At 68.0% G+C, this 22,191-nt stretch carries 23 protein-coding genes and 1 tRNA gene; 19 read left to right on the top strand and 5 right to left on the bottom strand.

Annotated features, from left to right (window positions below; genetic code table 11):
• Positions 1-3: 3 nt before the first annotated feature.
• The 12 genes from sctS (at position 4) to ABL838_RS18140 (ending at position 9,917) form a co-directional block, all read left to right on the top strand.
• A complete protein-coding gene (gene sctS / locus ABL838_RS18195) occupies positions 4-270 on the top strand; it encodes a type III secretion system export apparatus subunit SctS (RefSeq protein ID WP_418121374.1) in 267 nt (88 codons plus the stop codon).
• A gap of 17 nt (positions 271-287) precedes the next feature.
• Positions 288-2,048, top strand: a complete 1,761-nt coding sequence (gene sctC, locus ABL838_RS18190; RefSeq protein ID WP_418121373.1) for a type III secretion system outer membrane ring subunit SctC — start codon at positions 288-290, stop codon at positions 2,046-2,048.
• A 2-nt stretch (positions 2,049-2,050) separates the two neighbouring features.
• Positions 2,051-3,253: an FHA domain-containing protein gene (locus tag ABL838_RS18185; RefSeq protein ID WP_418121372.1), complete on the top strand. Its 1,203-nt coding sequence runs from the start codon at positions 2,051-2,053 to the stop codon at positions 3,251-3,253.
• Between the two features lie 147 nt (positions 3,254-3,400).
• On the top strand, positions 3,401-3,607 hold the full coding sequence (locus ABL838_RS18180; protein ID WP_021004014.1) for a hypothetical protein: 207 nt from the start codon (positions 3,401-3,403) through the stop codon (positions 3,605-3,607).
• Between the two features lie 57 nt (positions 3,608-3,664).
• Positions 3,665-4,078 (top strand): hypothetical protein, encoded by a 414-nt coding sequence (locus tag ABL838_RS18175; RefSeq protein ID WP_184637153.1) that lies wholly within the window; start codon positions 3,665-3,667, stop codon positions 4,076-4,078.
• 7 nt (positions 4,079-4,085) lie between these two features.
• Positions 4,086-4,895: a type III secretion system inner membrane ring lipoprotein SctJ gene (sctJ, locus tag ABL838_RS18170; protein WP_418121371.1), complete on the top strand. Its 810-nt coding sequence runs from the start codon at positions 4,086-4,088 to the stop codon at positions 4,893-4,895.
• Positions 4,896-4,907: 12 nt separating this feature from the next.
• On the top strand, positions 4,908-5,609 hold the full coding sequence (locus ABL838_RS18165) for a type III secretion system protein (RefSeq protein ID WP_418121370.1): 702 nt from the start codon (positions 4,908-4,910) through the stop codon (positions 5,607-5,609).
• Positions 5,591-6,232, top strand: coding sequence for a type III secretion system stator protein SctL (sctL, locus tag ABL838_RS18160; RefSeq protein ID WP_369661867.1), 642 nt, complete (start codon positions 5,591-5,593; stop codon positions 6,230-6,232). The genes ABL838_RS18165 and sctL overlap by 19 nt, the downstream gene beginning before the upstream one ends.
• A complete protein-coding gene (locus ABL838_RS18155) occupies positions 6,229-7,578 on the top strand; it encodes a FliI/YscN family ATPase (protein WP_418121369.1) in 1,350 nt (449 codons plus the stop codon). Before sctL ends, ABL838_RS18155 begins: the two co-directional genes overlap by 4 nt.
• Complete coding sequence (locus ABL838_RS18150; RefSeq protein WP_418121368.1) at positions 7,575-8,066, top strand: serine kinase; 492 nt, start codon at positions 7,575-7,577, stop codon at positions 8,064-8,066. The genes ABL838_RS18155 and ABL838_RS18150 overlap by 4 nt, the downstream gene beginning before the upstream one ends.
• Positions 8,067-8,090: 24 nt before the next feature.
• The gene (sctT, locus tag ABL838_RS18145) at positions 8,091-8,873 is read left to right on the top strand and encodes a type III secretion system export apparatus subunit SctT (protein WP_184637159.1); all 783 of its coding nucleotides are present in this window, start codon (positions 8,091-8,093) and stop codon (positions 8,871-8,873) included.
• 12 nt (positions 8,874-8,885) lie between these two features.
• Entirely contained in the window at positions 8,886-9,917 is a 1,032-nt protein-coding gene (locus ABL838_RS18140) for an EscU/YscU/HrcU family type III secretion system export apparatus switch protein (RefSeq protein ID WP_184637161.1), read from the top strand.
• Positions 9,918-9,932: 15 nt separating this feature from the next.
• On the opposite strand, the gene ABL838_RS18135 is transcribed toward ABL838_RS18140, so the two are convergent.
• Positions 9,933-10,832 carry a helix-turn-helix domain-containing protein gene (locus ABL838_RS18135; protein ID WP_165909624.1) on the bottom strand — a complete coding sequence of 300 codons (900 nt, stop codon included), beginning with the start codon at positions 10,830-10,832 and terminating at the stop codon, positions 9,933-9,935.
• 264 nt (positions 10,833-11,096) lie between these two features.
• Here ABL838_RS18135 and ABL838_RS18130 point away from each other — a divergent pair, with 264 nt between their 5' ends.
• Entirely contained in the window at positions 11,097-12,035 is a 939-nt protein-coding gene (locus tag ABL838_RS18130; RefSeq protein ID WP_126022065.1) for a helix-turn-helix transcriptional regulator, read from the top strand.
• Positions 12,036-12,060: 25 nt separating this feature from the next.
• Here the strand turns inward: ABL838_RS18130 and ABL838_RS18125 are convergent, their stop codons facing one another.
• Positions 12,061-12,867, bottom strand: a complete 807-nt coding sequence (locus tag ABL838_RS18125; RefSeq protein WP_418121367.1) for an AraC family transcriptional regulator — start codon at positions 12,865-12,867, stop codon at positions 12,061-12,063.
• 111 nt (positions 12,868-12,978) lie between these two features.
• Here ABL838_RS18125 and ABL838_RS18120 point away from each other — a divergent pair, with 111 nt between their 5' ends.
• A complete protein-coding gene (locus ABL838_RS18120) occupies positions 12,979-13,791 on the top strand; it encodes a sulfite exporter TauE/SafE family protein (RefSeq protein WP_418121366.1) in 813 nt (270 codons plus the stop codon).
• A 100-nt stretch (positions 13,792-13,891) separates the two neighbouring features.
• Here the strand turns inward: ABL838_RS18120 and ABL838_RS18115 are convergent.
• Positions 13,892-13,965, bottom strand: a tRNA-Gly gene (locus ABL838_RS18115).
• A 116-nt stretch (positions 13,966-14,081) separates the two neighbouring features.
• On the opposite strand from ABL838_RS18115, the gene ABL838_RS18110 reads away from it, so the two are divergent.
• Positions 14,082-14,519, top strand: coding sequence for a hypothetical protein (locus tag ABL838_RS18110; RefSeq protein WP_418121365.1), 438 nt, complete (start codon positions 14,082-14,084; stop codon positions 14,517-14,519).
• 270 nt (positions 14,520-14,789) lie between these two features.
• Complete coding sequence (locus tag ABL838_RS18105) at positions 14,790-15,086, top strand: hypothetical protein (RefSeq protein WP_418121364.1); 297 nt, start codon at positions 14,790-14,792, stop codon at positions 15,084-15,086.
• A gap of 453 nt (positions 15,087-15,539) precedes the next feature.
• On the opposite strand, the gene ABL838_RS18100 is transcribed toward ABL838_RS18105, so the two are convergent.
• The gene (locus tag ABL838_RS18100; RefSeq protein WP_126022070.1) at positions 15,540-15,854 is read right to left on the bottom strand and encodes a hypothetical protein; all 315 of its coding nucleotides are present in this window, start codon (positions 15,852-15,854) and stop codon (positions 15,540-15,542) included.
• A gap of 189 nt (positions 15,855-16,043) precedes the next feature.
• The gene (locus tag ABL838_RS18095) at positions 16,044-16,868 is read right to left on the bottom strand and encodes a ferritin-like domain-containing protein (protein ID WP_418121363.1); all 825 of its coding nucleotides are present in this window, start codon (positions 16,866-16,868) and stop codon (positions 16,044-16,046) included.
• Between the two features lie 264 nt (positions 16,869-17,132).
• On the opposite strand from ABL838_RS18095, the gene alaS reads away from it, so the two are divergent.
• The 3 genes from alaS to ABL838_RS18080 are packed head-to-tail and all read left to right on the top strand — an operon-like array spanning position 17,133 to position 22,123.
• A complete protein-coding gene (gene alaS / locus ABL838_RS18090) occupies positions 17,133-19,757 on the top strand; it encodes an alanine--tRNA ligase (protein WP_418121362.1) in 2,625 nt (874 codons plus the stop codon).
• Between the two features lie 35 nt (positions 19,758-19,792).
• Positions 19,793-20,809 (top strand): 2-dehydropantoate 2-reductase, encoded by a 1,017-nt coding sequence (locus ABL838_RS18085; protein ID WP_184637171.1) that lies wholly within the window; start codon positions 19,793-19,795, stop codon positions 20,807-20,809.
• A gap of 54 nt (positions 20,810-20,863) precedes the next feature.
• Positions 20,864-22,123, top strand: a complete 1,260-nt coding sequence (locus ABL838_RS18080; RefSeq protein WP_418121361.1) for a D-amino acid dehydrogenase — start codon at positions 20,864-20,866, stop codon at positions 22,121-22,123.
• Positions 22,124-22,191: the final 68 nt, after the last annotated feature.

Here is a 22,191-nt window from a genome sequence, read left to right as displayed (position 1 = left end):
GCCATGACTCCGCAGAACATCCTGGACATCACGCGCGAAGGCCTGCTCCTCGTGCTGTGGATCTCGCTGCCGGTGGTGGCGGTGGCAACGGTCACTGCCCTGGTGGTGGCCGTGCTGCAGGCCGTAACGCAGGTGCAGGACCAGAGCATCGGCCAGTCGATCCGGCTGATCGCGGTAATGATCGCGATCATCGCCACCGCGGGCTGGATGGGGCGCGACGTGATGCGCTTCGCGGAGCGTGCCATCCAGGCACTGAGTTCCCTGCCGTGAAGATGCATTTCCCCGAAATGACCGCCCCGCGCCTGAAAGCCTTCTGCCAGCGCCGCCTCGTGCTGTGGGGCTGCGCCGCGCTCGTGCTGCTGGCCATGTGCGCGCAGGCCCGTGCGGCCGAACTGCGCTGGAGCAATCGGCCGTTCCAGATCGTTGCCAACGAGAAGCCGCTGGCCGACTTCCTGCGCGAGCTGGCCTCGTCGCAGAACATCACGGCGGTGGTCGACTCCAAGGTGGCCGGCACCATCAGCGGCAAGTTCGCCGGCCCCGCCCTGAGCACGCTCAACAGCGTGTGCGCGGTCAACGGGCTGACCTGGTACTTCGACGGCGCCTTCCTGTTCGTCGACCTGGCCTCCGACGCGAAAAGCGAGGTGCTGCCCATCGCGGCCGAGAACGCGGGGCGCATCGCCGAGACGCTGGTGCGCCTGCACATCTCCGACGAGCGCTATCCGCTGAGCATCAGCGAGCGCGACGCCAGCGTGTACGTGACCGGGCCGCGCCGCTACGTCGAGATGGTGCGCCAGGCGGTGAAGCTGGCCGACCAGAAGAGCGCGATGGCCGAGGGCGCCGAGATCCGGCTGTTTCCGCTCAAGTACGCCTGGGCCTCGGACTTCCGGATCAACCGCTCGGGAAAGGAAACGGTCATTCCCGGCGTGGCCAACGTGCTGCGCAGCCTCTATGGCCGCAGCGGCGGGAACGCGCCGAGCGGCAGCGGCGGCCCGCGAGGCATGAGCGGCGGCATGTCGCTGGGCCCGAACCGGCAGATCAAGCTGCGCAGCGGCGAGACCATCAACGCGCCCAAGGTCGAGATCGCCGGGGCCGGCAGCGAAGCCATCGCGCAGGGCGGCATCGCGAACCTCGCGGGCGGCGAACTGCCGCAGTTCCAGGCCGATACGCGCATGAACGCCGTGCTGGTGCGCGACATGCCCGACAAGATGGCCCAGTACGCGAAGCTGATCGAGTCGATGGACGTGCGCCCGCGGCTGGTCGAGATCGAAGTGACCATCATGGACATCAGCTCCGACACGCTCAACAGCCTGGGCATCGACTGGCGCCTGCATGGCCGGCACGCCGACTTCCAGACCGGCCGCGGCGATCGCGGGCAGCTGACCTGGGGCGGCACAGGCAGCGAGGCAGGGCAGATCGGCAGCGCCGACGGCTCGGGCAATCCGCTCACGCCGCTGGGCGGCATGTTCACCGCCGCCATCGGCAACAGCGCGCGCAACTACCTGCTGGCCCGCGTGACCGCGCTGGCCACCAACGGCAATGCGAACTTCGTGGCGCGCCCGAAGGTGATGACGCTGGACAACACCGAGGCCGTGCTGGAGAACCTCAGCGAGTTCTACGTGCGGGTGGACGGCTTCCAGGACGCGGGGCTGTTCAGCATCACGGCGGGCACCGCGGTGCGGGTGACGCCGCTGGTCATCGACGAGAAGGCCTCGCGCGGCGTGATGATGTCCATCGACATCGTCGACGGCGACCTCAGTCCGATGTCGGTCGACAAGATCCCGATCGTGCGGCGCCGCACGGTCAACACGCAGGCGCTCGTGGAGGAGGGCGCGAGCCTGCTGATCGCGGGCTACTCGTCCGAGGAGAAGAGCAATGCGGTCACGGGCGTGCCGCTGCTCAAGGACATTCCCGGCGTCGGCGGGCTCTTCAGGTCGACGGAGAAGAAGCAGTCCAACATGGAGCGCTTCTACCTGCTGACGCCGCGCCTGGTGCTGCCGGGCGCCACGGCGAACGTGCCGGCGCTGCCCTTGCCGGAAGTGGGAGGCTGAGCATGCACGACCCGGAAGAGATTTCCTTCGGCGACGGCGGCGACGGGCAGGCACAGGCGGCCGGCACGGCACGGGCGCAGCGGCCGGCACCCGGTGACGGCTGGTGCCTGCGCTTCCTCAGCGGCGCGGTGAAGGGCCGCACCATCGCGCTCAAGCCCGGGCTCAACGTGCTGGGCTCAGGCGGCGATTGCGAGGTGATGCTGCCCGGCGGCGACGTGCTGCCGCGCCACCTGGCGTTCACCGTGGGCGAGTTGGTGGTGTCGATGCAGCGCCTGAGCACGGCTTCGGCGCGGCTCAACGGCGAGGACATGCGGCAGGCGCGCAGAAGCGTGGTCGCGGGCGACGTGGTGAGCCTCGGGCAGATCGACTTCCAGCTCGACCGCAGCTACGTGCCGGACGTGCGCGAGGACCGCATGTTCGCCCCGGAGTACGAGGCGCGGCCCGGCGAGGGCGCGCTGGCGGGCACGTCCGGGGCTTCCTCGCGGCGGCGCCTCGGCTATTGGGCGGGTGGCGTGATGGCCCTGCTTGCGGTGATCGGGCTGGCCGCCGTGTCGCTCGGCGACGCGGGCGCGAGCGCGCGCCGCGCCGGGCACGTGGACCTGGCCGCGGTGGAAAAGGCGCTCGTGCCGTTCCCAGAGGTGGAAGTGGTGGCCGCGCAGGGCGGGCGGCTCGGCGTGAAGGGCTACGTGGAGTCGAGGCAGCGCCGCGAGGCCCTGCAGCAGGCGATGGAGCCCTTCGGCAGCCAGGTCGGCGTGAACGTGCACTCGGCCGAGGACATGGTCGAGCAGGCGCGCCGCTATGTGGGCGACCCCGGTGTGGCGGTCGCGTACACGGGGCAGGGCCGGCTGGTGCTCACCGGCACGGTGGAGGACGCCGCGGTGCGCCAGAAGATCCGCAGGCTCAGCGAAGACCTGCATCCGTCGGTGCTGGTCTTCGACAAGGTCCAGTACCGGGAGAAGCCCGTGGCCGAGAACAAGGACGCCGACGTGCGCGCGCAGTGGGACGGCTGGCAGAGCGTGCTGCCGGCGCGCATGGTGAGCATCACCGAGGACGGCAACGGCCTGCGGCACATCCAGCTGTCGAACGGCAGCCGCTACTACGAAGGTGCGGTGCTGCGATCCGGTGCCGAACTCAAGCGCATCGACGCCGACGGGCTGGTCCTGAGCGGTGGCGTGCCCGACAGCAACAACAGGCGCGGGAGGTGAAGGCATGGCCATCGGCAGAGCCCGCCTCGCGCGCACCCCGGATTTCATGCGGCGCCGCATCCGTGCGCCGCGTGGAATGGTTCCGTCCCGCCGGGGCGGAGCGCTTCAACCCTCGTAAATCAATCCTTTCTTGACCAGGAGATACACATGGCAGGCGCAGTTGACAGCTCTATCCAGCAGATGAACCAGGCCGCAGCCGACAACGCGCGGCTGATGTCGGCCAGCATGGCCGCTTCCACCAGCATCCAGGGCGCGGCATCCACCGCGCACACGGTCAATGGTGCGAGCGCCGCGGGCGGCGAGGTGGCCAAGTCCACCGGCAACGACATCCGCCAGTCGGCCAAGTCCTCGTAAGCAGGTCCGCGCGATGCCCTGTCGCATCGCGCGGCCTTTTCCCCCAGGAGGTGAACCATGACCGATCCCACCGCGCTGGTCGCGGCAGGCGCGCCGCCGGCCGGCGTGTCCGCGGCAGCCGCGCAGCAGCAGGCCGGCGCGCCTTCGCGCCTCGATCCGGGCGAGACCCGGATGTTCGCCAACATGATGCAGGGCGTGCAGGCGCCGCCGTCCTCGGTGGCCGCGCCCAGCGCGCTCGGCGACGCCGCCAAGGCGCTCGCGGCCCAGTTCTCCGGCAACGTGCGCTCCTACGAGGAGATGCGCCACAGCATGCTCGAGTCGATCGACATGTCCGACCCCATCAAGACCATGTTCGCGATGACCGACCACGCCATGGAGGCGCACATGATGTTCGCGAAGATGCACATTTCCACGGGCCTGGCGAGCGCCGCCACCAGCCTGTTCGGCACCTTGCTGAAGAACCAGCAATGAGGATGCCGTGAAGCTGCTGTCCCGCACCTTTTCTTCATTCTTTCCGCGCCGCGGCCGCTGGCTCTCGGCGCTGGCCCTGCTGGCGGCGCTGGGCGGCTGCAAGGTCGGCCTGTACTCCAACCTCAACGAGCAGGAGGCCAACGAGATCGTCGCCGCGCTGTCGGCCGAGGGCATCGACGCGGCCAAGAGCCGCGTGGAGGGCAGCAACTGGCAGGTCGAGGTGGACGAGAGCCGCATGGGCGTCGCGCTCGACGTGCTGCGTGCCCAGGGCCTGCCCCACGAGCGCTTCGCCACCATGGGCGAGGTGTTCCAGAAGCAGGGCCTGGTGTCCACGCCCTCCGAGGAGCGCATGCGCTACATCTACGCGGTCTCGCAGGAGCTGTCGCAGACGCTGCGCAACGTGGACGGCGTGGTGTCCGCGCGCGTGCACGTGGTGATCCCGGCCAACGACCCGCTGAGCGAGAAGATGCGGCCGTCGTCGGCCGCGGTGTTCATCAAGCACCGGCCGGATGTGGACATCCGGCTGCTGGCGCCGACCGTGAAGGACATGGTGGCGCACAGCATCGAGGGGCTGAGCCACGACCAGGTATCGCTGTCGCTCTTCGAGGCGCGCCGGCCGGTGGCGTCGGCTGCGGCCCTGGCGGGCGGCGCCAGGGAGCGTGCGATGGTGCTGGGCCTGTTCCCCGCGTCGACGGCGATGGTGCTGCTGGGGCTGCTGCTGCTGGCCGCCGTCTGCCTGCTGGTGCTGCCGGCGCTGCTGCGCAGGCAGGGCGTGGACTGGCGCAGCTGGACGCGCCGCCAGGTGTTCAGGCGCTGACCCGGAACAGGAATGCCGGCACCTACCCCCGCCACCCACGAAGCCCCGCAGGCCGGAACCGGCCCGATGGACCTCGTGCGCCTGGTGGCGCGCTTCAACCTGCACCCCGAGATCGGTCTTCACCCAAGCTGGCTGCCTGCCGACTGGCCGTCGCGCCACCGCGTCCCGGCACGGCTGGGGGAGGCGGGCCGCGCGGTGCTCGCCGACCAGCTGCGGCGAGCCCAGGGGCCGGACGCCGGCAGCGCCGACTACAACTTCGACGCACGCTTCAAGCGCGTGGCGCTGCTCGATGCCGACGCGCTGCGGCGGCTCGCCGCCTACCTCGGCTTCTGCGTGCACCTGCCGCTGTTCCGGCTGCGCGGCGGCGCGGGTGCGCAGATCCGCCGCCAGGCCCGCCGCTTCGATGCCGATGCGGTGGATTTCGTGCTCGACCGGGTGCCGTTGCTCACCGAACTGCGCATGGACAACGCGCTGCTGCAGCAGCGGCCCCTGTCGGCCGGCCGGGTCGCCGTCGAGCGCGGCCACCGGCTGCTGCTTGCCACGGCTGCGGCCGAAGGCGAGACGGTCCGCCGCCGCCTGGGGCACAAGCTGCCGCGCCGCGTCTCGGCGCTCGGCGTGCCGCAGTTGCAGCAGCGCCAACTCCAGCAACTCAACGAACTGATGCTCTCGTGCATCGTCCCCGAAAGACTGCCGCAATGGGACTGGCTTTTCTGATCACCACCGAGAACCTGCAGCTCCTGAGCGAGCGCAAGGTCCTGAAGGAGCACGAATACGCGGCGCTGCTCGACGCATCGACCGTGGTCGAGACGGCCCGGCGCGAGGCGCGCCGCATCGTGCAGCAGGCCACGCAGGACGCCGAGGCCGGCCGCAGGCAGGGCTACGAGGAGGGCCTGCGGCGCGCCAAGGAGGAATACGCGACCCAGCTGGTGACGGACACCATGGCCACCGAGCGACAGCTGCATGCGCTGCGCACGTCCATGGCGCAGGTCGTCGTCAAGGCCGTGGGGCAGTTCATCGCCGATGCGGACCCGGCGGCGCTGTTCGAAGCGGCGCTGCTGCGCGTCGACACGCTGATCCGCCAGGAGCCCTTCATCACCGTGCGCGTGGCGCCCGCGCAGGAGGCGATCCTGCGCGGGGTGATCGCGCGCCTGCGCGGCGAGGCCAACTGGAGCATGACCGTGCACTTCGTGGCCGATGCGGCGCTGCCCGTCGGCGCGTGCGTGGTGCAGACGGCCTCCGGCGTGCTGGACATCGGCGTGGACGCGCAGCTCGCCGCGTTCCGGCGCGCGGTGGAGCGCGGCGGCCTCGCCGAGACCCGGGAGGGGGCGCAATCGTGAACCCGGTGTCCGACGCGGCGCTTGGCATCGTAGCCGAACTGGAACAGGCGCTGGGCCGCGTCACGCCGGTGGCGATCCGCGGGCGCGTCAGCAAGGCGGTGGGCATGCTGATCGACGCATCGGGCATCCAGGCCCATGTGGGCGAGCTGTGCGAACTGGTCACGCCGGGCGAGCCGCCGCTGCTGGCCGAGGTGGTCGGCTTCCGCGACAACACCGCCGTCCTCACGCCGCTCGGGCCGATCACCGGCATTTCGGCTTTGACCGAAGTGCTGCCCACGGGGCGCGGCCACGTCTGCCCGGTGGGCGCGGGCCTGCTGGGGCGCGTGCTCGACGCGCTGGGCCAGCCCATCGACGAACGGGGCCCGCTCAGGACCCGCACGCTGCTGCCGGTGCACCGCGATCCCGTGAGCCCGCTGGCGCGCCGGATGATCGAGGCGCCGCTGGCCACCGGCATCCGCGCGGTCGACAGCCTGCTCACGCTCGGCGAAGGGCAGCGCGTCGGCGTGTTCGCGCCGCCGGGCGTGGGCAAGAGCACCCTGCTGGGCATGCTCGCGCGCGGCGCGACGGCCGACGTGAACGTGATCGCGCTGATCGGCGAGCGCGGGCGCGAGGTGAAGGAGTTCATCGAGCACAACCTCGGCGCCGAGGGATTGGCGAAGACGGTGATGGTGGTCTCGACCTCCGACCGGCCGCCGATGGAGCGCATCAAGTCCGCCTATGCCGCGACCACCATCGCCGAGCATTTCCGCGACCAGGGCAAGAAGGTGCTGCTGCTGGTCGATTCGCTCACGCGCTTCGCGCGCGCCCAGCGCGAGATCGGCCTGGCCAGCGGCGAACCGCCCACGCGGCGCAGCTATCCGCCGTCGATCTTCTCGATGCTGCCGCAGCTGCTGGAGCGCGCGGGGCAGGGCAGGACGGGCTCCATCACCGCCGTCTACTCGGTGCTGACCGAGGGCGACGAGGAGAGCGACCCCATCGCCGAGGAGGTGCGATCCATCCTCGACGGCCACATCGTGCTGTCGCGCAAGGCCGCTGCGGCCAACCGCTATCCGGCGATCGACGTGCTGGCGAGCATCAGCCGTGTGATGCCGCTGGTGACTTCGCGCGAGCACCGCGCGGCGGCGGCGCACTTTCGCAGCCTGCTGGCCAAGTACCAGGAGATGGAGCTGCTCGTGCAAATCGGCGAATACAAGGCAGGCGGCGACGCGCTGGCCGACGAGGCAATCGGTGCGCGGCCGGCGATGCTCGACTTCCTGTCGCAGCCGCCGGATGCGAGCCTGCCCTATGCGCAGTCGATCGAGGCATTGCAGCGGTTCGGCGGCGCCTCGTGGGAGCCGGGCCGATGAGCGCAGGCATCGACTGGAAGCTGCTGGTGGGCGTGCGCGAGCGCCAGAAGACGGTTGCCATGGGTGTCGTCGCGCGCGACCGGGCCGCCGCCGAGCAGAGCCGCGCCGAGCTGCAGCAGGCCCAGGCGTGGCAGCAGCAGCAGGTGCAGAGCAAGGCCGCGCACTGGCAGGCGACCGCCGGCGCGCTGACGGACGGGCAATGCAGCGTGGCGCAGCTGCGCCACGCCGGTGCCTGGAGCGCCGCCCTCGATGCGCGGATCGTCGAGGCGAGCCGGCTTGCCGCGCAGGCCGGGCACGCCCACGCGCTGCGCGAGAGCACGCTGGAAGCCAGCCGCCGCAAGCTGTGCGCCGCCAGCGCAGAGGTCGAGAAGGCGCAGCAGATGAAGCAGCGCAGCCGAGGCGAGCGGCAGCGCCTGCAGGAACAGCGGCTCGACGAAGCGGCCGAGGAAACCACGTCGCAGGCATGGGCCGCGCGGCGTTCGGCCTAGGCGCGCGGGAACGCACGGATCGCCATGGACCCCTCCATCGAACTGGCCAGCTTCGAGAGATTCTTCTCGTCGGTGGTACTGACCCTGCCGCGGCTCTTCGCGATCTTCGCGGTGGTGCCCTTTCTCTCCGGCGGCATGATCACCGGCACCGTGCGCAACGGCCTGCTGCTGATGCTCGCTCTGTTCATGTCGCCGGTGGCGGGCGACATGCCTGCTGCCTCCATCGGCACCTGGGTGCTCATCGCGGGCAAGGAGGCCTTCATCGGCCTGATGCTGGGGCTGGGTTTCGGCATCTTCATCTGGGCGGTGCAGAGCGTGGGCGACCTGATCGACTTCCAGACCGGCTCCAGCAACGCGTCCTTCTTCGATCCCGTGGCGGGTCACGAGAACGGGCCCACGGGCGAGTTCCTCGGCTGGATGGTGATCACGCTGTTCGTCTCGGCCGGCGGGCTGCTCGCGATGCTGGGCGTAGTCGTCGACTCCTACCGGCTGTGGCCCGTGGCCTCGTTCTTTCCGAACCTGGGGCTGGTGATCGAGCAGTTCGCGATCCGCCAGGGGGACACGCTGTTCCTGTGGATCGTCAAGCTGGCCTCGCCGGTCATCTTCGTGCTGCTGCTGGTGGAGCTGGGCATGGGCCTGGTCAGCCGCGTGGCGCCGCAGCTCAACGTGTTCGTGTTCTCGCAGCCTCTCAAGAGCCTGCTGGCGCACCTGATGATGCTGCTGTTCGTTTTCTTCGTGTACGAGTCGCTGCAGGAATTCCTGCGGCCCGAGAACGGCGTGCTCGACTTCCTGCGTGCCACGCTCTAGCGCCCTTCGGCCATGGCGGAGAAAGACCAGGACCCCACTCCCAAGCGGCTGCGCGACGCGCGAAAGCGCGGCGAGGTGGTCTTCAGTTCGGACGTGGCCTCGACGGCGGTGTTCGCCGTGGTCGTGGTCTGCATGTGGCTGGGCGGCGGGGTGCTCTACAGCCTGCTGCGCGAGCTCTGGCTGCACGCCACCAGCACCAGCCTGCTGACGCGGCCGGAGGACCGCTTCGACGAGCTGCTGCTGCATACCGGGGAGGCGCTGTTGTGGGGCACGCTGCCCATCATGGCCATCGCTGCCGTGGCTGGCATCGTGGGCTCCCTGGCCCAGGTGGGCGGCGTGGCGGCGTGGGAGCGCCTCAAGCCCGACGTGAACCGCATGAACCCGGCCCAGGGGCTGCAGCGCATCTTCTCCACCCGCAATCTCATCAACTTGCTGAAGATGAGCCTGAAGACGATGCTGCTCGCGGGCCTGATGTTCGTGATCGTGCGCGGCTTCGTCGATACCTCGCTCAAGCTCGGCTACGCGAGCCCGGCGGCCACCATGACCGCCGCGGCGCACATGGTGCTCGTGGCCTTCGGCTGGGCAACGGTGATCTACGCGCTGATGGCCGCGGTGGACTACACGCACGAGCACTACGAGTTCATGAAGCAGCAGCGCATGTCGATCGAAGAGGTCCGGCAGGAATACAAGGAGGTGGAAGGCGATCCGGTCAACCAGTCGCGCCGCCGCTCCGCGCACTTCGAGGCGGTGTACGCCAGCCTGGGCGACCGCGTGCGCATGGCCTCGGCCGTGATCCATTCGGCCCGCACCGCCGTCGCGCTGCAGTACCTCGGCGAGAACGACCTGCCGCGCGTGATCGCGCGCGGCGAGGGCGAGGTGGCCGCGCAGATCAGGCGCTTTGCCGGCGAGGGCCTGGTGCCGATGGAGTTCGAGCCCTCGCTGGCCGAGCGCATCTATGCGGAGGTGCCGGTGGACCAGCCGATTCCACGTTCGCTGTATGCACCCGTCGCCAGGCTCCTGCGTTGGGCGCAGGGCATCGGATGAAGCCGGGGCGTCGAGTTAGCCGGCGATGCCGTTCCTGGCCGAGGGCGGTTGGAGCGCATCGAGCGCGGCGAGCCTGCGGTAGTCGCCCGGCAGCACGGCATAGGTGCTCATGAAGGTCTTGTGCAGATGGCTCTGGTCGGTGAAGCCTGCCGCATGCGCCGCATAGGTGACGTGGGCGCCGCCGGCGATCAGGTCGCGGGCGTACTCGATGCGGTGGCCCACCAGCATCTCGTGCGGCGTGAAGCCCCATGCGGCGGTGAACCGGCGCTGCACGTGCACGGGGTGCCAGCCGACCGCATCGGCGAGGCTGTCGAGCGTCATGCGCTGATGAAAGCCCGATGCGATCAGGGCATAGAGCCGGTTCAGGCGCTCGTCGCCGCTGTCGGGATGCGGGCGCTCTGCGTCGTGGGCTCCGTCCTCCGTGGGCGAAGGGGCGGGAAGCCATTGCGAGAGGCGCCGGCGAAGCAGTGCACGGCCCGCCGCGATGTCCTCGGGATCGCCGGTGCTCGTGGGGACGAAGAGCAGGCGGTGGCATTCGAGGAATTCGAGCGCCGCGGAGGCGTCGATGAAGACCGAGACTCCCGCATCGTCCTCCAGCCGTGCCAGCGGCGGGGTATCTTCCGCGGGGCTGATGCACCGTGCCACGGCGAGGCTGCAGAAGAGGGCGTCTTCGCGCCAGGCATGTGTGCGCGCCTGCACCGAGTGCCAGACATGCGGCGCAATGCGAAACAGGGCACCCGGCGGCACGACGGTGACGCGGGTGCCGCTGCGCACCTGGAGTTCGGTGTCGGCCACCGCGAGCGTGAAGCCCACGTGCCGGTGTGGCCGGACTTCGCGATGGCGAAACCGGTTGGTTGTGAACTGGAGTCCTGCGAGATCCGTGTCTCGCCAGTACTGGGAGGCGGGCAATGCCATGGAAGGGGGATGTGCGGAGGTTCGGCTTTTGCCTCGCGCTGTGTGCAGCAAGCATGCCAGCGCCGTCGTCATCTGTGAAGCCTTGGCCCGGCGAGGACCCGCGCAGGTCGCGCATTGTTCAAGCAAAGGTACTCAGTTGGATGCGCGAGCCCTGGCAAATGCGTCGGAAGCTAAAAATTTACAAGGCGATGACAACGCCCTTGCGGTACTTTGACCCAGGTCCGTCGTCCTTTCCGGCATGGCGGCACATCCATCAGGCCTTCCATGATTCTGTCCACCTTGTTTCATCGTGCCTCGCCTGCGCCGGCCTCCGAGGCGCAGGGATTCGATCCGGTGCCGCGGCCGCAAGCGGAGCCGCAACCCGCCAATCCGGTTCCGCAGTTCTATGCCGAAGAACACCTGTACATGCCGCGAAGCGTGCCGCCTCACGCTGGCGGCGTGCCGGCCATCGTCGGCAATCTGATGGATGCACCCGGCAGCGAAGCCCGCGCGGCGCTGGTGCGCAGCATGCTCCATGCGCTCGATTTCGACTGGCTGGGCTACGGCACGGTGGCGTACATGCGGGGCCACTGGTGGCCGCTGAGCTTCTTCACCGCCTACGCCAATCCCGAGTGGACCAGACGCTACTTCGCGCACAACTATTGCGGCGTCGATCTTCGGCAGCAGGGCGTGCCCGCGTCGAGCCTTCCACTGGCGTGGGACGTGGCCCGGCTCGAGGCGCTGGCGGCGGAGATTTCGGACGAGCTGAGCGAAGAGCGGCAGCGGTTCCTCGATGACCTGTATGCCAGCGGCATCCGCAGCGGGCTGCTGTTCCGGTTGGCGTCCCCCACGCATGTGAACCAGCACACGGTGATCAGCCTGCTGTCGCGCAGGCCCGGGAGCGACTGGATCAGCGACAGCGTGATCGGGCAGGGCCTGATCCTCGGGCTGGGCGTGCACGAATACGTGTCGCGCCACACGCGCATCGTCGGTGCGCCGGGCGCGGGCCGCATCGAGATCTCCGCGACGCAGCAGGACATCCTCCAGCAACTGCTCCAGGGGCGCAGCGACAAGGAGATCGCCAACCGGCTGGACCTGTCGTCCCACACCGTGGACTACCACATGCGGCAGCTGCGGCGCCGCTTTGCCGCGCGCAATCGGGTGCAGCTGGTGAATGCCGTGCAGCAGGGCGACAGCGATTTCGGAGTGCTCAGCGAGAACTGAGTTCGCCGGGAGGCTGTCCGTGCCTTCAATGCCCCAATTCGACTTGCCAGCCTGCGCGTTGACCGGACACCGAACGCGCAACCTCGGACGGGCTGAAGCCCAGGCGGCGGCGAAACATCGTCGAGAACGCGCCAGGGCTGTCGTAGCCGAGTTCTAGCGCGACGGCCGTCACCGGCTGCCCTTCGGCCAATCTGGAAAGCGCCGATATCAGGCAGGCGTGCTGGCGCCACTCGCCGAAGGCCATGCCGGTCTCGGCGCGGAAGAAGCGCGTGAACGTGCGTTCGCTGCGGTGCAGTTGCTGCGCCCATTCGCCGGCGGTGGCGCGGATGTCGGGTGCGTAGAGAAACTCCACGCACAGGGCGTGAAGCGTGCTGTGCCTGGGCAGCGGCGCGAAGATCGGGAGCGTGGCCGCGCGCGCGATCTCCGCGAGCGCGAGGCGCATGACCAGGCCGTCCCTGCCTTGTTCGTCATAGAGCGCCTTCACGTCCGTCGCCTCCAGCAGCAACTGCCGCAGAAGAGGCGAGACGAGCAGCACTTCGCAGCGAGACCCTTCGCGCGGCGCAGCCCTCGGCTCGATATAGAGGCTGCGTGTGCTGACACCCACCATGCGTACGCGATGCGGTTTGCCCGCCGGGACCCACACCCCGCAATGCGGAGGCACGACCCACGCGCCGTCGTCCGTGCCTACCTCCATGAGACCCGTCGCGCCGTAGAGAAACTGCGCTCGACGATGCTGATGCATCTCCAGTAGCGTTCCGCGCGCGTAGTCGGTGCCGATGGCGAGCACTTCGCGTTCGAGTGCGTCGACGCTGTCCAAAGGTACGTTTCTCATCGAAATCCGCGAAATCCGCTGTTGGCTGAAACGCGAACATTCTTGTCCAGACTCCGAAAGCCGGACAGCGCCAGCAGCCATAACCTTTCAGGCATCGAAGGACTGATTGCGATGGAACTCTACTTCTGGCTTGCCGCCTGCGGCACGCTCGCCGGCGTGACCACGGTGCTCTTCGGTTTCGGCGGTGGCTTCGTGGTGGTTCCGCTGCTCTACCACTTGCTGACGCACATGCGCGGAGCGGAAACACCGGCTGCATCCCATGCGATGCAGATCGCGGTTGCGACCTCGACGTGCGTGATGATCTTCGGATCGGCGATGGCAACGGCGAAGCACCAGCGCGCGGGATCGCTGGATTGGGCGGTCATCAAGCCGCTGGTCTTCGCCATTGCCGCCGGCAGCGTGCTCGGGGCAGCAACCGCGGCCGCGGTGGAGGGCAGCTGGTTGCGCTGGGCTTTCATCGCCTACGTCAGCCTGACCGTTCTGGACTGCTGGCTCCGGCCCGGCTTTCTCCTGCAGCCGGCGCGAGAGGCCCGGCCCGCCCGGGCACGAAACGCATTGACGGGCATCGTCATCGGCTGGATCGCGGCCTTGCTTGGAGTGGGGGGCAGCGTCATGACAGTCCCGTTGCTTCGCCGCAGAGGAGTGAGCATGACCGGCGCGACGGCCATGGCCAATCCGCTGACGCTTCCCGTCGCCTTGGCCGGGACCGCGACTTACGCGGCGCTTTCCTGGGGTGGAATGGCGTCCGTGGGGGCCGGGTATGTGGGCTACGTGGACCTGAGGGCGTTCCTTGCCCTGGTCGCGGGCTCATATGCCGGGATACGCATGGCTTCGCCGTTCATCGGGCGGATTCCCGATCAGGTACACGCCAGGGTGTATGTCGGGCTGCTGGTTGCAGTGGTGGCGTCGATGTTGATCGGCTAAGCGGGGCCAGAGACCAGCCAAGTGGAGGACTCCGTCCGAGATCGGATCGGATTTGGTGAGGACTTCTCGGGAGCCTTCAGGATCGCCTGGGACCCTTGGTTGGAGCGGGTGAAGGGAATCGAACCCTCGTATGAAGCTTGGGAAGCTGCCGTTCTACCATTGAACTACACCCGCATCTGGCAAGCCGCCGATTGCAAGGCTGCAGCCGGCGACAAGCGGGAGTATAGATGCATGCCATCCGAGGTTCGCGCCGCCGCGCGGGCCAGCCGACCCAACACGCCATACCGAGCATGAAATCCAAGCCCTTTCGATTCGCCCTCAACGCCTTCCTGGCCGTGACCGCAGGCTCGGCCTTTGCCGGAACGATCACCTGCGTCCCCGCGCCGGGCGGCACCGGCCCGGCTCCCTGGATCCGCAAGATCGCCATCGACGAGCACTCGCGCACCGTCAACATGGACGTCGTCCGCCATAGGACAAAAGACACGGACACCATGGGCAAGATGAGGGCGGAGTTGCTGGGCATGGAAGAGACCCAGGGCGGCGAGCCCGCCTACGTCTTCAACGCGATTCCGGCTGCGGGCGACGAGGCCACGAACCTCTTCAGGCTGTTCAAGGCGGGCGAGTGGCGGCTGATCAGCGCGGGGGTGGTGTTCATCGGCAAGGTGCCGACGCTGCGGGCGATCGATCCGGGCAGGGTCTTCGATTGCAAGCGGTCGGATCTTGGATAGCCGGTCGGCAAGCGCTGCGAAATTTTTTTCGGGTGTTGCCTCTTTGGCGGGCATCGTGTTGCAAGCCACGCCAGGCAAGGCTTCCGAGCGATGCGCACACAGTTTTCCACAGCATTGTCCCCATCGAGGCGGGAAAACCTGTCATGGGCTTGTGGTAAGGGGATTTGAGGTGAGAAAAAGGGTAGCCCGAGGGTAGGCGCGATCCGACAGACTCGGCGACGCGCGGGGAGGAACATGGCTTCACCGCATCCCTGCGGAAAGGAGCGTGAAATGACGTTCGACTTCTTGTTTCGCCCGAATCACACCGCGTACCTTCGACGCGCGGCGGCCCTCCTGGAAGAAGCCCAGATGGCGCGCATCGAGCACCAGGCGGCGGCAGAGCATCACAGCGCGCTTGCCCGGATGTACGCCGAACGCGTCAGGCGTCTTGAGAACGAGCTCTATCGCCAGCCGCAGGGCGCGGCGCACGGAGCAGGGCTGGCGGCGGAAGCCGGCTCCGCGGACGAGCGGCCCCAGCTGTATTCGCTGGACGGAAGCCGCAAGCCGGGGCTGACCTCGGCCAGCTGAGTCAGAAGGGGGCGACAGCCTCGGCCCGTGTCGGGGCCGCATTGCGGTGTGGCCAAAAAAATACCCGCCGAAGCGGGTTCGAGTTGCCCTTGTGGGCACGCTCTAAGCACTGACAGAGAGCTCTTCTTTTATGCGGCCCTGTTGCGTGACAGCGTCGGTATCGTCGGCGCTCGCCCTCTAAGCGCGTGTCAGCCGGAAACAGGTAGTCGCCGTAGGACACTTATTAAAACGTGAACTATTTGGCAGATTTGCGCTGCTACCGGGCCTTTGAGGGCCCTGCGATCGGCTTCGTCGCTTCGAAGTGTCGGTCCTGTCCGACAAGGCGGCGGCGCATGAAGCCCTAGATTTTGTGGGCTCGCTTTGAAGTGCGAGTTCTCTGTGCGTGACAGCACCAAGAGGTTCAACCCAGCCTTCGCGCTGGGTTTTTTTTGCGGCGTCTTGTCGTTTCCCCCTTCAGAAAAGCTCGAACCGGAAGGTTGTGGTCTGCGGCTGGCTGAGCAGCGGGGTCGCGATCTCGCTCGCGTGCTCCCACGCCTCGCGCCAGAGGCGGGCGTTGGCGATCTGCGATTCGCTCATCGAGTCGATGCCGGATTCGAGCTGGTTCAGCCATGCCCGGTAGCACTTCACCAGGCGCGAGGAGGGGCCGATGCGCTGCTCGAGCAACCGCAGGAACGTGAAGCGCACCTCCATCAGGTCCCGGATGGTCAGGCTGGTGCCGTCCAGCCGGATGGTGTAGAGCTGCTCGCGGTTGGCTGAGTGATCGAACATCGGACGCGCATGCAACAAGGCCGCGAGCCGACTTGCCAGCGGCGCATGCAGCCGCGCTTGTCCGAAGGTCTCGGGTCTTGTCTCTATCAGGATAGAAAGGGGTGACCGGAAATATTAGCCAAGCACCTGTTGTGCGAAATGGAATCCGGGTTCCGGTTTGTCGCTATGCGTGAACGCCTTGCGCGCCGGTCAGCGCAGGAACACATGTTCCATGAACTGCCTGATCGGGTACTGGATCACCGTCTGCACCTTCGCCGGCAGCTCCAGCGGCCGCATCAGCATCTTGAGCGTGGTGCCCGGGCTCAGGTGGGTGCGGATGGTGCTGTTCATGTCGGCGCTCAGGCGCTGCACGTAGGCGATGTCGTCGGCGCGTTCGGGCGAACGTGTCCTGACCACGTGGCGAATCGCGCAGTCGGCGTCCTCGCTCTTGAGTTCGAGTGTGCGCCGGCCGATGGTGCCCATCACGCGCAGGCGGCCCAGCTTCTCCTGCTCGCGGTAGCGCCGGTAGTAGCGGTAGAAGTGCTTGTAGTGATTGACCTCGTCGGTCGCGATGCGGGTCGCCAGATCCTGCAGCACGGGCTCGTCGGTGCAGCGGGCCATGGCGCGGTAGTAGGTGGCGGTGCCGGTCTCGACCACGCAGCGGGCGGTCATCTCGAGGCCTCGGGTGGGGGCGAGCAGTTCGACCTTGCAGTAGGTCGCGTACTCCTCCAGGAAGTTGCCGTAGGCGGTGTCCCAGTCGAACTCCGGCCACACGTGGCGCACGTAGGCGCGCAGGGCCTTGCCGTGCTGCAGTTCCTCGAGTTCCCAGTGCTGGGAGAGCCAGTCGGTGACTTCCTGGTCGCCCTTGAAGAAGTCCACCAGGTTATGCGTGTACAGGTCGGAGCCGCTCTCGATGAAGGAGGCGGAGGTCACCAGGTAGAAGAGGTTCTCGTCCGGGCGTACCTTGTCGAGCGCGATGCGCGAGAAATCCAGGTCTTCGATCGTCCAGTGCCTTTCGGCATCTTGGCTTGCCATGCGAACTCCTTGATCTTTTTTGTCCGTACAAGTACGGATGGCGCAGACCCTCGTTGGTTCTCTTTTTTTGCGCCAGGACACATATTAGCCGTGGAGCACGGATCGTGGTGTCGTCCGGCAGCCCTTGGCCGGCGCGGGCCGCATGGCCAAACCTATAATCGTTTGTTCAAGCAAATCAAGCAGTTAGGCCGGTTCGCCGCAGTGGGTTCGACATGAGGGTCGCCATCGCCGCGCCGCCCTCGACGGCAGAAGACGAATCCAAAGATGAGCCAGCCCACATTCACGGTCGCGGACATCCGCAAGACCTTTATCGATTTCTTCGCTTCCAAGGGCCATACGGCGGTGCCGTCGAGCCCCCTCGTGCCGGGCAACGACCCGACGCTGATGTTCACCAATTCGGGCATGGTGCAGTTCAAGGACGTGTTCCTCGGCACCGACAAGCGCCCCTACAACCGTGCGGCCTCCGTCCAGGCCTGCCTGCGCGCCGGCGGCAAGCACAACGACCTCGAGAACGTGGGCTACACCGCCCGCCACCACACCTTCTTCGAGATGCTGGGCAACTGGAGCTTCGGCGACTACTTCAAGCGCGAGTCGCTCACCTGGGGCTGGGAGCTGCTCACGCAGGTCTACAAGCTGCCGGCCGACAAGCTGCTGGCCACCGTCTACCACGAGGACGACGAGGCCTACGACATCTGGACCAAGGAAATCGGCCTGCCGCCCGAGCGCGTGATCCGCATCGGCGACAACAAGGGCGGCAAGTACAAGTCCGACAACTTCTGGATGATGGCCGACACTGGCCCCTGCGGCCCGTGCTCCGAGATCTTCTACGACCACGGCCCGCACATCCCCGGCGGCCCCCCGGGCAGCCCCGAGGAGGACGGCGACCGCTTCATCGAGATCTGGAACCACGTGTTCATGCAGTTCGACATGCAGCCCGACGGCAGCGTGGTCAAGCTGCCCGCTCCCTGCGTCGACACCGGCATGGGCCTGGAGCGCCTGGCCGCGATCCTGCAGCACGTGCACAGCAACTACGAGATCGACATCTTCGACGCGCTCATCAAGGCCGCCGCGCAGGCCACCGGCACGCAGGACCTGTCGAACAACTCGCTCAAGGTGATCGCCGACCACATCCGCGCCACCTCGTTCTTGGTGGCCGACGGCGTGATCCCGTCGAACGAAGGCCGCGGCTACGTGCAGCGCCGCATCATCCGCCGCGCCATCCGCCACGGCTACAAGCTCGGCCAGAAGAAGCCCTTCTTCCACAAGCTGGTGCCCGAACTGGTGCGGCTCATGGGCGAGGCCTACCCCAAGCTGGTCGCCGACGAGAAGCGCATCACCGACACGCTGAAGGCCGAGGAAGAGCGCTTTTTCGAGACGCTGGCCAACGGCATGGAAATCCTCGACGCGGCGCTGGCTGGCGACGCCAAGGTGCTGCCAGGCGACGTGGCCTTCAAGCTGCACGACACCTACGGCTTCCCGCTCGACCTCTCGGCCGACGTGTGCCGCGAACGCGGCGTGAGCGTCGACGAGGCCGGCTTCAACGCCGCCATGGAAAAGCAGAAGGCCGCGGGCCGTGCTGCCGGCAAGTTCAAGATGGACCGCAACATCGATTACGCCGGCGCGGGCAACGTCTTCACCGGCTACGAGAAGCTGGAAGAAAGCGCCAAGGTCGTCGCTCTGTACTTCGAGGGCTCCGCCGTCGCTGAGCTCAAGGAAGGCCAGCCGGGCATCGTCGTGCTCGACACAACCCCGTTCTATTCGGAAAGCGGCGGCCAGGTCGGCGACCAGGGCGTGCTCGTGGCCGAAGGCGTGCAGTTCGGCGTGGAAGACACGCAGAAGATCAAGGCCGACGTGTTCGGCCACCACGGCACCCAGACCCAGGGCACGCTGAAGGTCGGCGACACGGTCAAGGCCGCGGTCGACACCGCGCGCCGCGCCGCCACCATGCGCAACCACTCGGTCACCCACCTGATGCACAAGGCACTGCGCGAAGTGCTGGGCGGCCACGTGCAGCAGAAGGGCTCGCTGGTCGATGCCGACAAGACGCGCTTCGACTTCGCGCACAACGCGCCCGTCACGCACGAGCAGATCCTGGAGATCGAGAAGCGCGTGAACGCCGAGATCCTCGCCAACACCGAGACGCATGCCCGCGTGATGGACATGGAGTCGGCCCAGAAGACCGGCGCGATGATGCTGTTCGGCGAGAAATACGGCGAGACCGTGCGCGTGCTCGACATCGGCACCAGCCGCGAGCTGTGCGGCGGCACCCACGTGGGCCGCACGGGCGACATCGGCCTGTTCAAGATCGTCAGCGAAGGCGGCGTGGCCGCCGGCGTGCGCCGCATCGAGGCCGTCACCGGCGCGAATGCGCTCTCCTACCTGCAGGATCTCGAATCGACCGTGCAGAGTGTGGCCGCCACGCTCAAGTCGCCGGCCGCCGAGCTGCAGGGCCGGCTCTCGCAGGTGCTGGAGCAGGTGAGGGCGCTCGAACGTGAAGTGGGCGCGCTCAAGGGCAAGCTCGCTTCGTCGCAGGGCGACGAACTCGTGTTGCAGGCTGTGGACGTCAAGGGCATCAAGGTGCTGGCCGCCAAGCTCGAAGGCGCCGACGCCAAGACGCTGCGCGAGACCATGGACAAGCTCAAGGACAAGCTCAAGACGGCAGCCATCGTGCTTGCCGCCGTCGACGGCGAGAAGGTGCAGATCGCGGCCGGCGTCACGGCCGACAGCACGGCCAAGGTCAAGGCCGGCGAGCTGGTCAACTTCGTGGCCCAGCAGGTCGGCGGCAAGGGCGGCGGCAAGGCCGACATGGCCATGGCCGGCGGCACCAACGCGGCAGGCCTTCCGGCCGCGCTGCAGTCGGTGCAGGCCTGGGTCTCCGAACGCGCCTGACGGCCGGCAGCGCCACCGGAACGAGCACGCCACCCATGCCAGAAGCGATCCCCGGTGAAGTGCTTGTGATGGGGGCGGGCACCATCGGGTGCTTCATCGGCGGAAGCCTGGCGGCGGCGGGCGTGCCCGTCACCTTCGTCGGCCGTCCGCGCGTGCTCGAGAAGCTCGCCAAACATGGCCTGACGCTCACCGACATCGACGGCGCGACGCACAGGCTGCCTGCCGACAGGCTGCGCCTGAGCGGGCAGGTGCCCGCCGGCGCACGGCCCGCGCTGGTGCTGCTGTGCGTGAAGAGCGGCGCCACGGCCGAGGCCGCGGGCGAACTGGCCTTCTCGCTGCCGGCAGGCACTGCGGTGATCTCGCTGCAGAACGGCATCTCCAACTGCGCGGCCGCCGCGCAGACCGGCCCTTCGCTCAACGTGCGCGCCGGCATGGTTCCCTACAACGTGGCCGAGATCGGCCCCGGCGCCTTCCACCGCGGCACCGGCGGCCGCCTGGCCGCGGAAGACGACGCGGTGCTTCGCCCATGGCTTCCCGTATTCGAGCGCGCGGGCGTGCCGCTCGACCTGCATGCCGACCTTTTGCCCGTGCAGTGGGGCAAGCTCATGCTCAATCTCAACAACCCCGTCAACGCGCTTTCGGGCCTGCCGCTGCGCGAGGAGCTCATGCAGCGCGGCTACCGCCGCTGCTTCGCTTCGTTGATCGAGGAGGCGCTGGGCATCCTCAACGTCGCGGGGATCGCGCCGGCGCAGGTCGCGGCGGTGCCGGCGCACCGGCTGGCGAGCCTGCTGCGGCTGCCCGACTGGATCTTCCGCATCGTGGCGGCGCGCATGCTGCGCATCGATGCCAAGGCGCGCTCGAGCATGGCCGACGACCTTGCGCTAGGCCGCCGCACCGAGATTGACGCGCTCAGCGGCGAGGTGGTGCGCCTCGCGCAGGAGCACGGCCTGAGCGCGCCGCGCAATTCGCGCATGGTTTCGCTGCTCGAGGCCTGGCCGCAACAGCCGAAGCGCTGGACGGCACGGCAATTGCAGGACGCGCTGGGCTTGTAACGTCCGGCCCTGTACCCTCGGCTGCGTCACGGCAGCTTCAAAAGGGTTGTTCTCATGCGGGTCCTGATTCTCGGCAGCGGTGTCATCGGCACCTCGATCGCGTATTACCTGGCGCGTGCCGGTCACGAGGTGACGGTGCTGGAGCGTCAGCCGGCGCCCGCGCTCGAAACCAGCTTCGCCAACGCGGGCGAGGTTTCGCCCGGCTACTCGGCGCCCTGGGCCGGACCCGGGGTGCCGGTAAAGGCCGTCAAGTGGATGCTGATGCAGCACAGCCCGCTGGTCATCAAGCCGATGCTCGATCCGGCGATGTGGCGCTGGGGCCTTGCGATGCTGCGCAATTGCACGCAGGCGCGCTACGAGATCAACAAGAGCCGCATGGTGCGGCTCGCCGAATACAGCCGCGATTGCCTCAAGGAGCTGCGCGCCGACACCGGCATCGCCTACGACGAGCGCATGCAGGGCACGCTTCAGCTCTTTCGCACGCAGCAGCAGCTCGACGGCACCTCGAAGGACGTCGAAGTGCTCCAGGCCTCGGGCGTGCCCTACCAACTGCTCGACCGTGAAGGCTGCGTGCAGTACGAGCCCGCGCTCGCGGCGGTGAAGGGCAAGTTCGTCGGCGGTTTGCGGCTGCCGGGCGACGAGACCGGCGACTGCTTCAAGTTCACGCAGGCGCTGGCGAAGCTGGCCGAGGCCGAGGGCGTGAAGTTCAGGTTCGGCGTCAACATCCAGGCTCTCGAGTACGACGCGGTCAAGGGCATCACTGCGGTGCGCACCGATGCCGGCAGCTTCACGGCCGATCGCTACGTGGTCGCGCTCGGCAGCTATTCGCCCGAGCTGGTCAGGCCGCTGGGCATCCGGCTGCCGGTGTATCCGGTCAAGGGCTTCTCGATCACGGTGCCGATCACCGACGCCAGCGGCGCGCCCGAATCGACGGTGATGGACGAGACCTTCAAGGTGGCGGTCACGCGCCTGGGCGATCGCATCCGCGTGGGCGGCACCGCGCAGCTCTCGGGCTTCGACCTGCGGCTCAACGAGCGCCGGCGCGACACGCTCGAGCACGTGGTGACAGACCTGTTCCCCAAGGGCGGCAACGTGCGCGACGCTTCCTTCTGGACCGGCCTGCGCCCCATGACGCCCGACGGCACGCCCGTGATCGGCTCCACCCGCATTCCCAACCTGATGCTGAGCACCGGCCACGGCACCCTCGGCTGGACCATGGCCGCGGGCACAGGCCGCGTGATGGCCGACCTGATTGGGGGCAGGGCGCCCGGCATCGACATGGAGGGCCTCACCGTGGCGCGCTACGGCGGCTGACGCTTCGCTCCTTCTCCTCGACGCCAGGACAGGGCGGCCCGAAAGGCCGCCCTGTTTTCGTTGTGACA

The organism is Variovorax sp. 160MFSha2.1 (genome assembly GCF_048305075.1).
Taxonomy (GTDB): Bacteria; Pseudomonadota; Gammaproteobacteria; order Burkholderiales; family Burkholderiaceae_C; genus Variovorax; species Variovorax guangxiensis.
This window is presented reverse-complemented; position numbering and strand designations above follow the sequence as displayed.

Bases quoted from the DNA above. Each gene is read 5' to 3' on its own strand.
- sctC (WP_418121373.1), top strand. From the start codon at position 288: ATGACCGCCCCGCGCCTGAAAGCCTTCTGCCAGCGCCGCCTCGTGCTG.
- ABL838_RS18080 (WP_418121361.1), top strand. From the start codon at position 20,864: ATGCGGGTCCTGATTCTCGGCAGCGGTGTCATCGGCACCTCGATCGCG.
- ABL838_RS18125 (WP_418121367.1), bottom strand. From the start codon at position 12,867: ATGAGAAACGTACCTTTGGACAGCGTCGACGCACTCGAACGCGAAGTG.
- ABL838_RS18110 (WP_418121365.1), top strand. From the start codon at position 14,082: ATGAAATCCAAGCCCTTTCGATTCGCCCTCAACGCCTTCCTGGCCGTG.
- sctL (WP_369661867.1), top strand. From the start codon at position 5,591: ATGGGACTGGCTTTTCTGATCACCACCGAGAACCTGCAGCTCCTGAGC.
- ABL838_RS18095 (WP_418121363.1), bottom strand. From the start codon at position 16,868: ATGGCAAGCCAAGATGCCGAAAGGCACTGGACGATCGAAGACCTGGAT.
- ABL838_RS18150 (WP_418121368.1), top strand. From the start codon at position 7,575: ATGAGCGCAGGCATCGACTGGAAGCTGCTGGTGGGCGTGCGCGAGCGC.
- ABL838_RS18100 (WP_126022070.1), bottom strand. From the start codon at position 15,854: ATGTTCGATCACTCAGCCAACCGCGAGCAGCTCTACACCATCCGGCTG.
- ABL838_RS18105 (WP_418121364.1), top strand. From the start codon at position 14,790: ATGACGTTCGACTTCTTGTTTCGCCCGAATCACACCGCGTACCTTCGA.
- sctT (WP_184637159.1), top strand. From the start codon at position 8,091: ATGGACCCCTCCATCGAACTGGCCAGCTTCGAGAGATTCTTCTCGTCG.
- ABL838_RS18185 (WP_418121372.1), top strand. From the start codon at position 2,051: ATGCACGACCCGGAAGAGATTTCCTTCGGCGACGGCGGCGACGGGCAG.
- ABL838_RS18165 (WP_418121370.1), top strand. From the start codon at position 4,908: ATGCCGGCACCTACCCCCGCCACCCACGAAGCCCCGCAGGCCGGAACC.
- ABL838_RS18120 (WP_418121366.1), top strand. From the start codon at position 12,979: ATGGAACTCTACTTCTGGCTTGCCGCCTGCGGCACGCTCGCCGGCGTG.
- ABL838_RS18085 (WP_184637171.1), top strand. From the start codon at position 19,793: ATGCCAGAAGCGATCCCCGGTGAAGTGCTTGTGATGGGGGCGGGCACC.
- alaS (WP_418121362.1), top strand. From the start codon at position 17,133: ATGAGCCAGCCCACATTCACGGTCGCGGACATCCGCAAGACCTTTATC.
- sctS (WP_418121374.1), top strand. From the start codon at position 4: ATGACTCCGCAGAACATCCTGGACATCACGCGCGAAGGCCTGCTCCTC.
- ABL838_RS18140 (WP_184637161.1), top strand. From the start codon at position 8,886: ATGGCGGAGAAAGACCAGGACCCCACTCCCAAGCGGCTGCGCGACGCG.
- ABL838_RS18130 (WP_126022065.1), top strand. From the start codon at position 11,097: ATGATTCTGTCCACCTTGTTTCATCGTGCCTCGCCTGCGCCGGCCTCC.
- ABL838_RS18135 (WP_165909624.1), bottom strand. From the start codon at position 10,832: ATGGCATTGCCCGCCTCCCAGTACTGGCGAGACACGGATCTCGCAGGA.
- ABL838_RS18175 (WP_184637153.1), top strand. From the start codon at position 3,665: ATGACCGATCCCACCGCGCTGGTCGCGGCAGGCGCGCCGCCGGCCGGC.
- ABL838_RS18180 (WP_021004014.1), top strand. From the start codon at position 3,401: ATGGCAGGCGCAGTTGACAGCTCTATCCAGCAGATGAACCAGGCCGCA.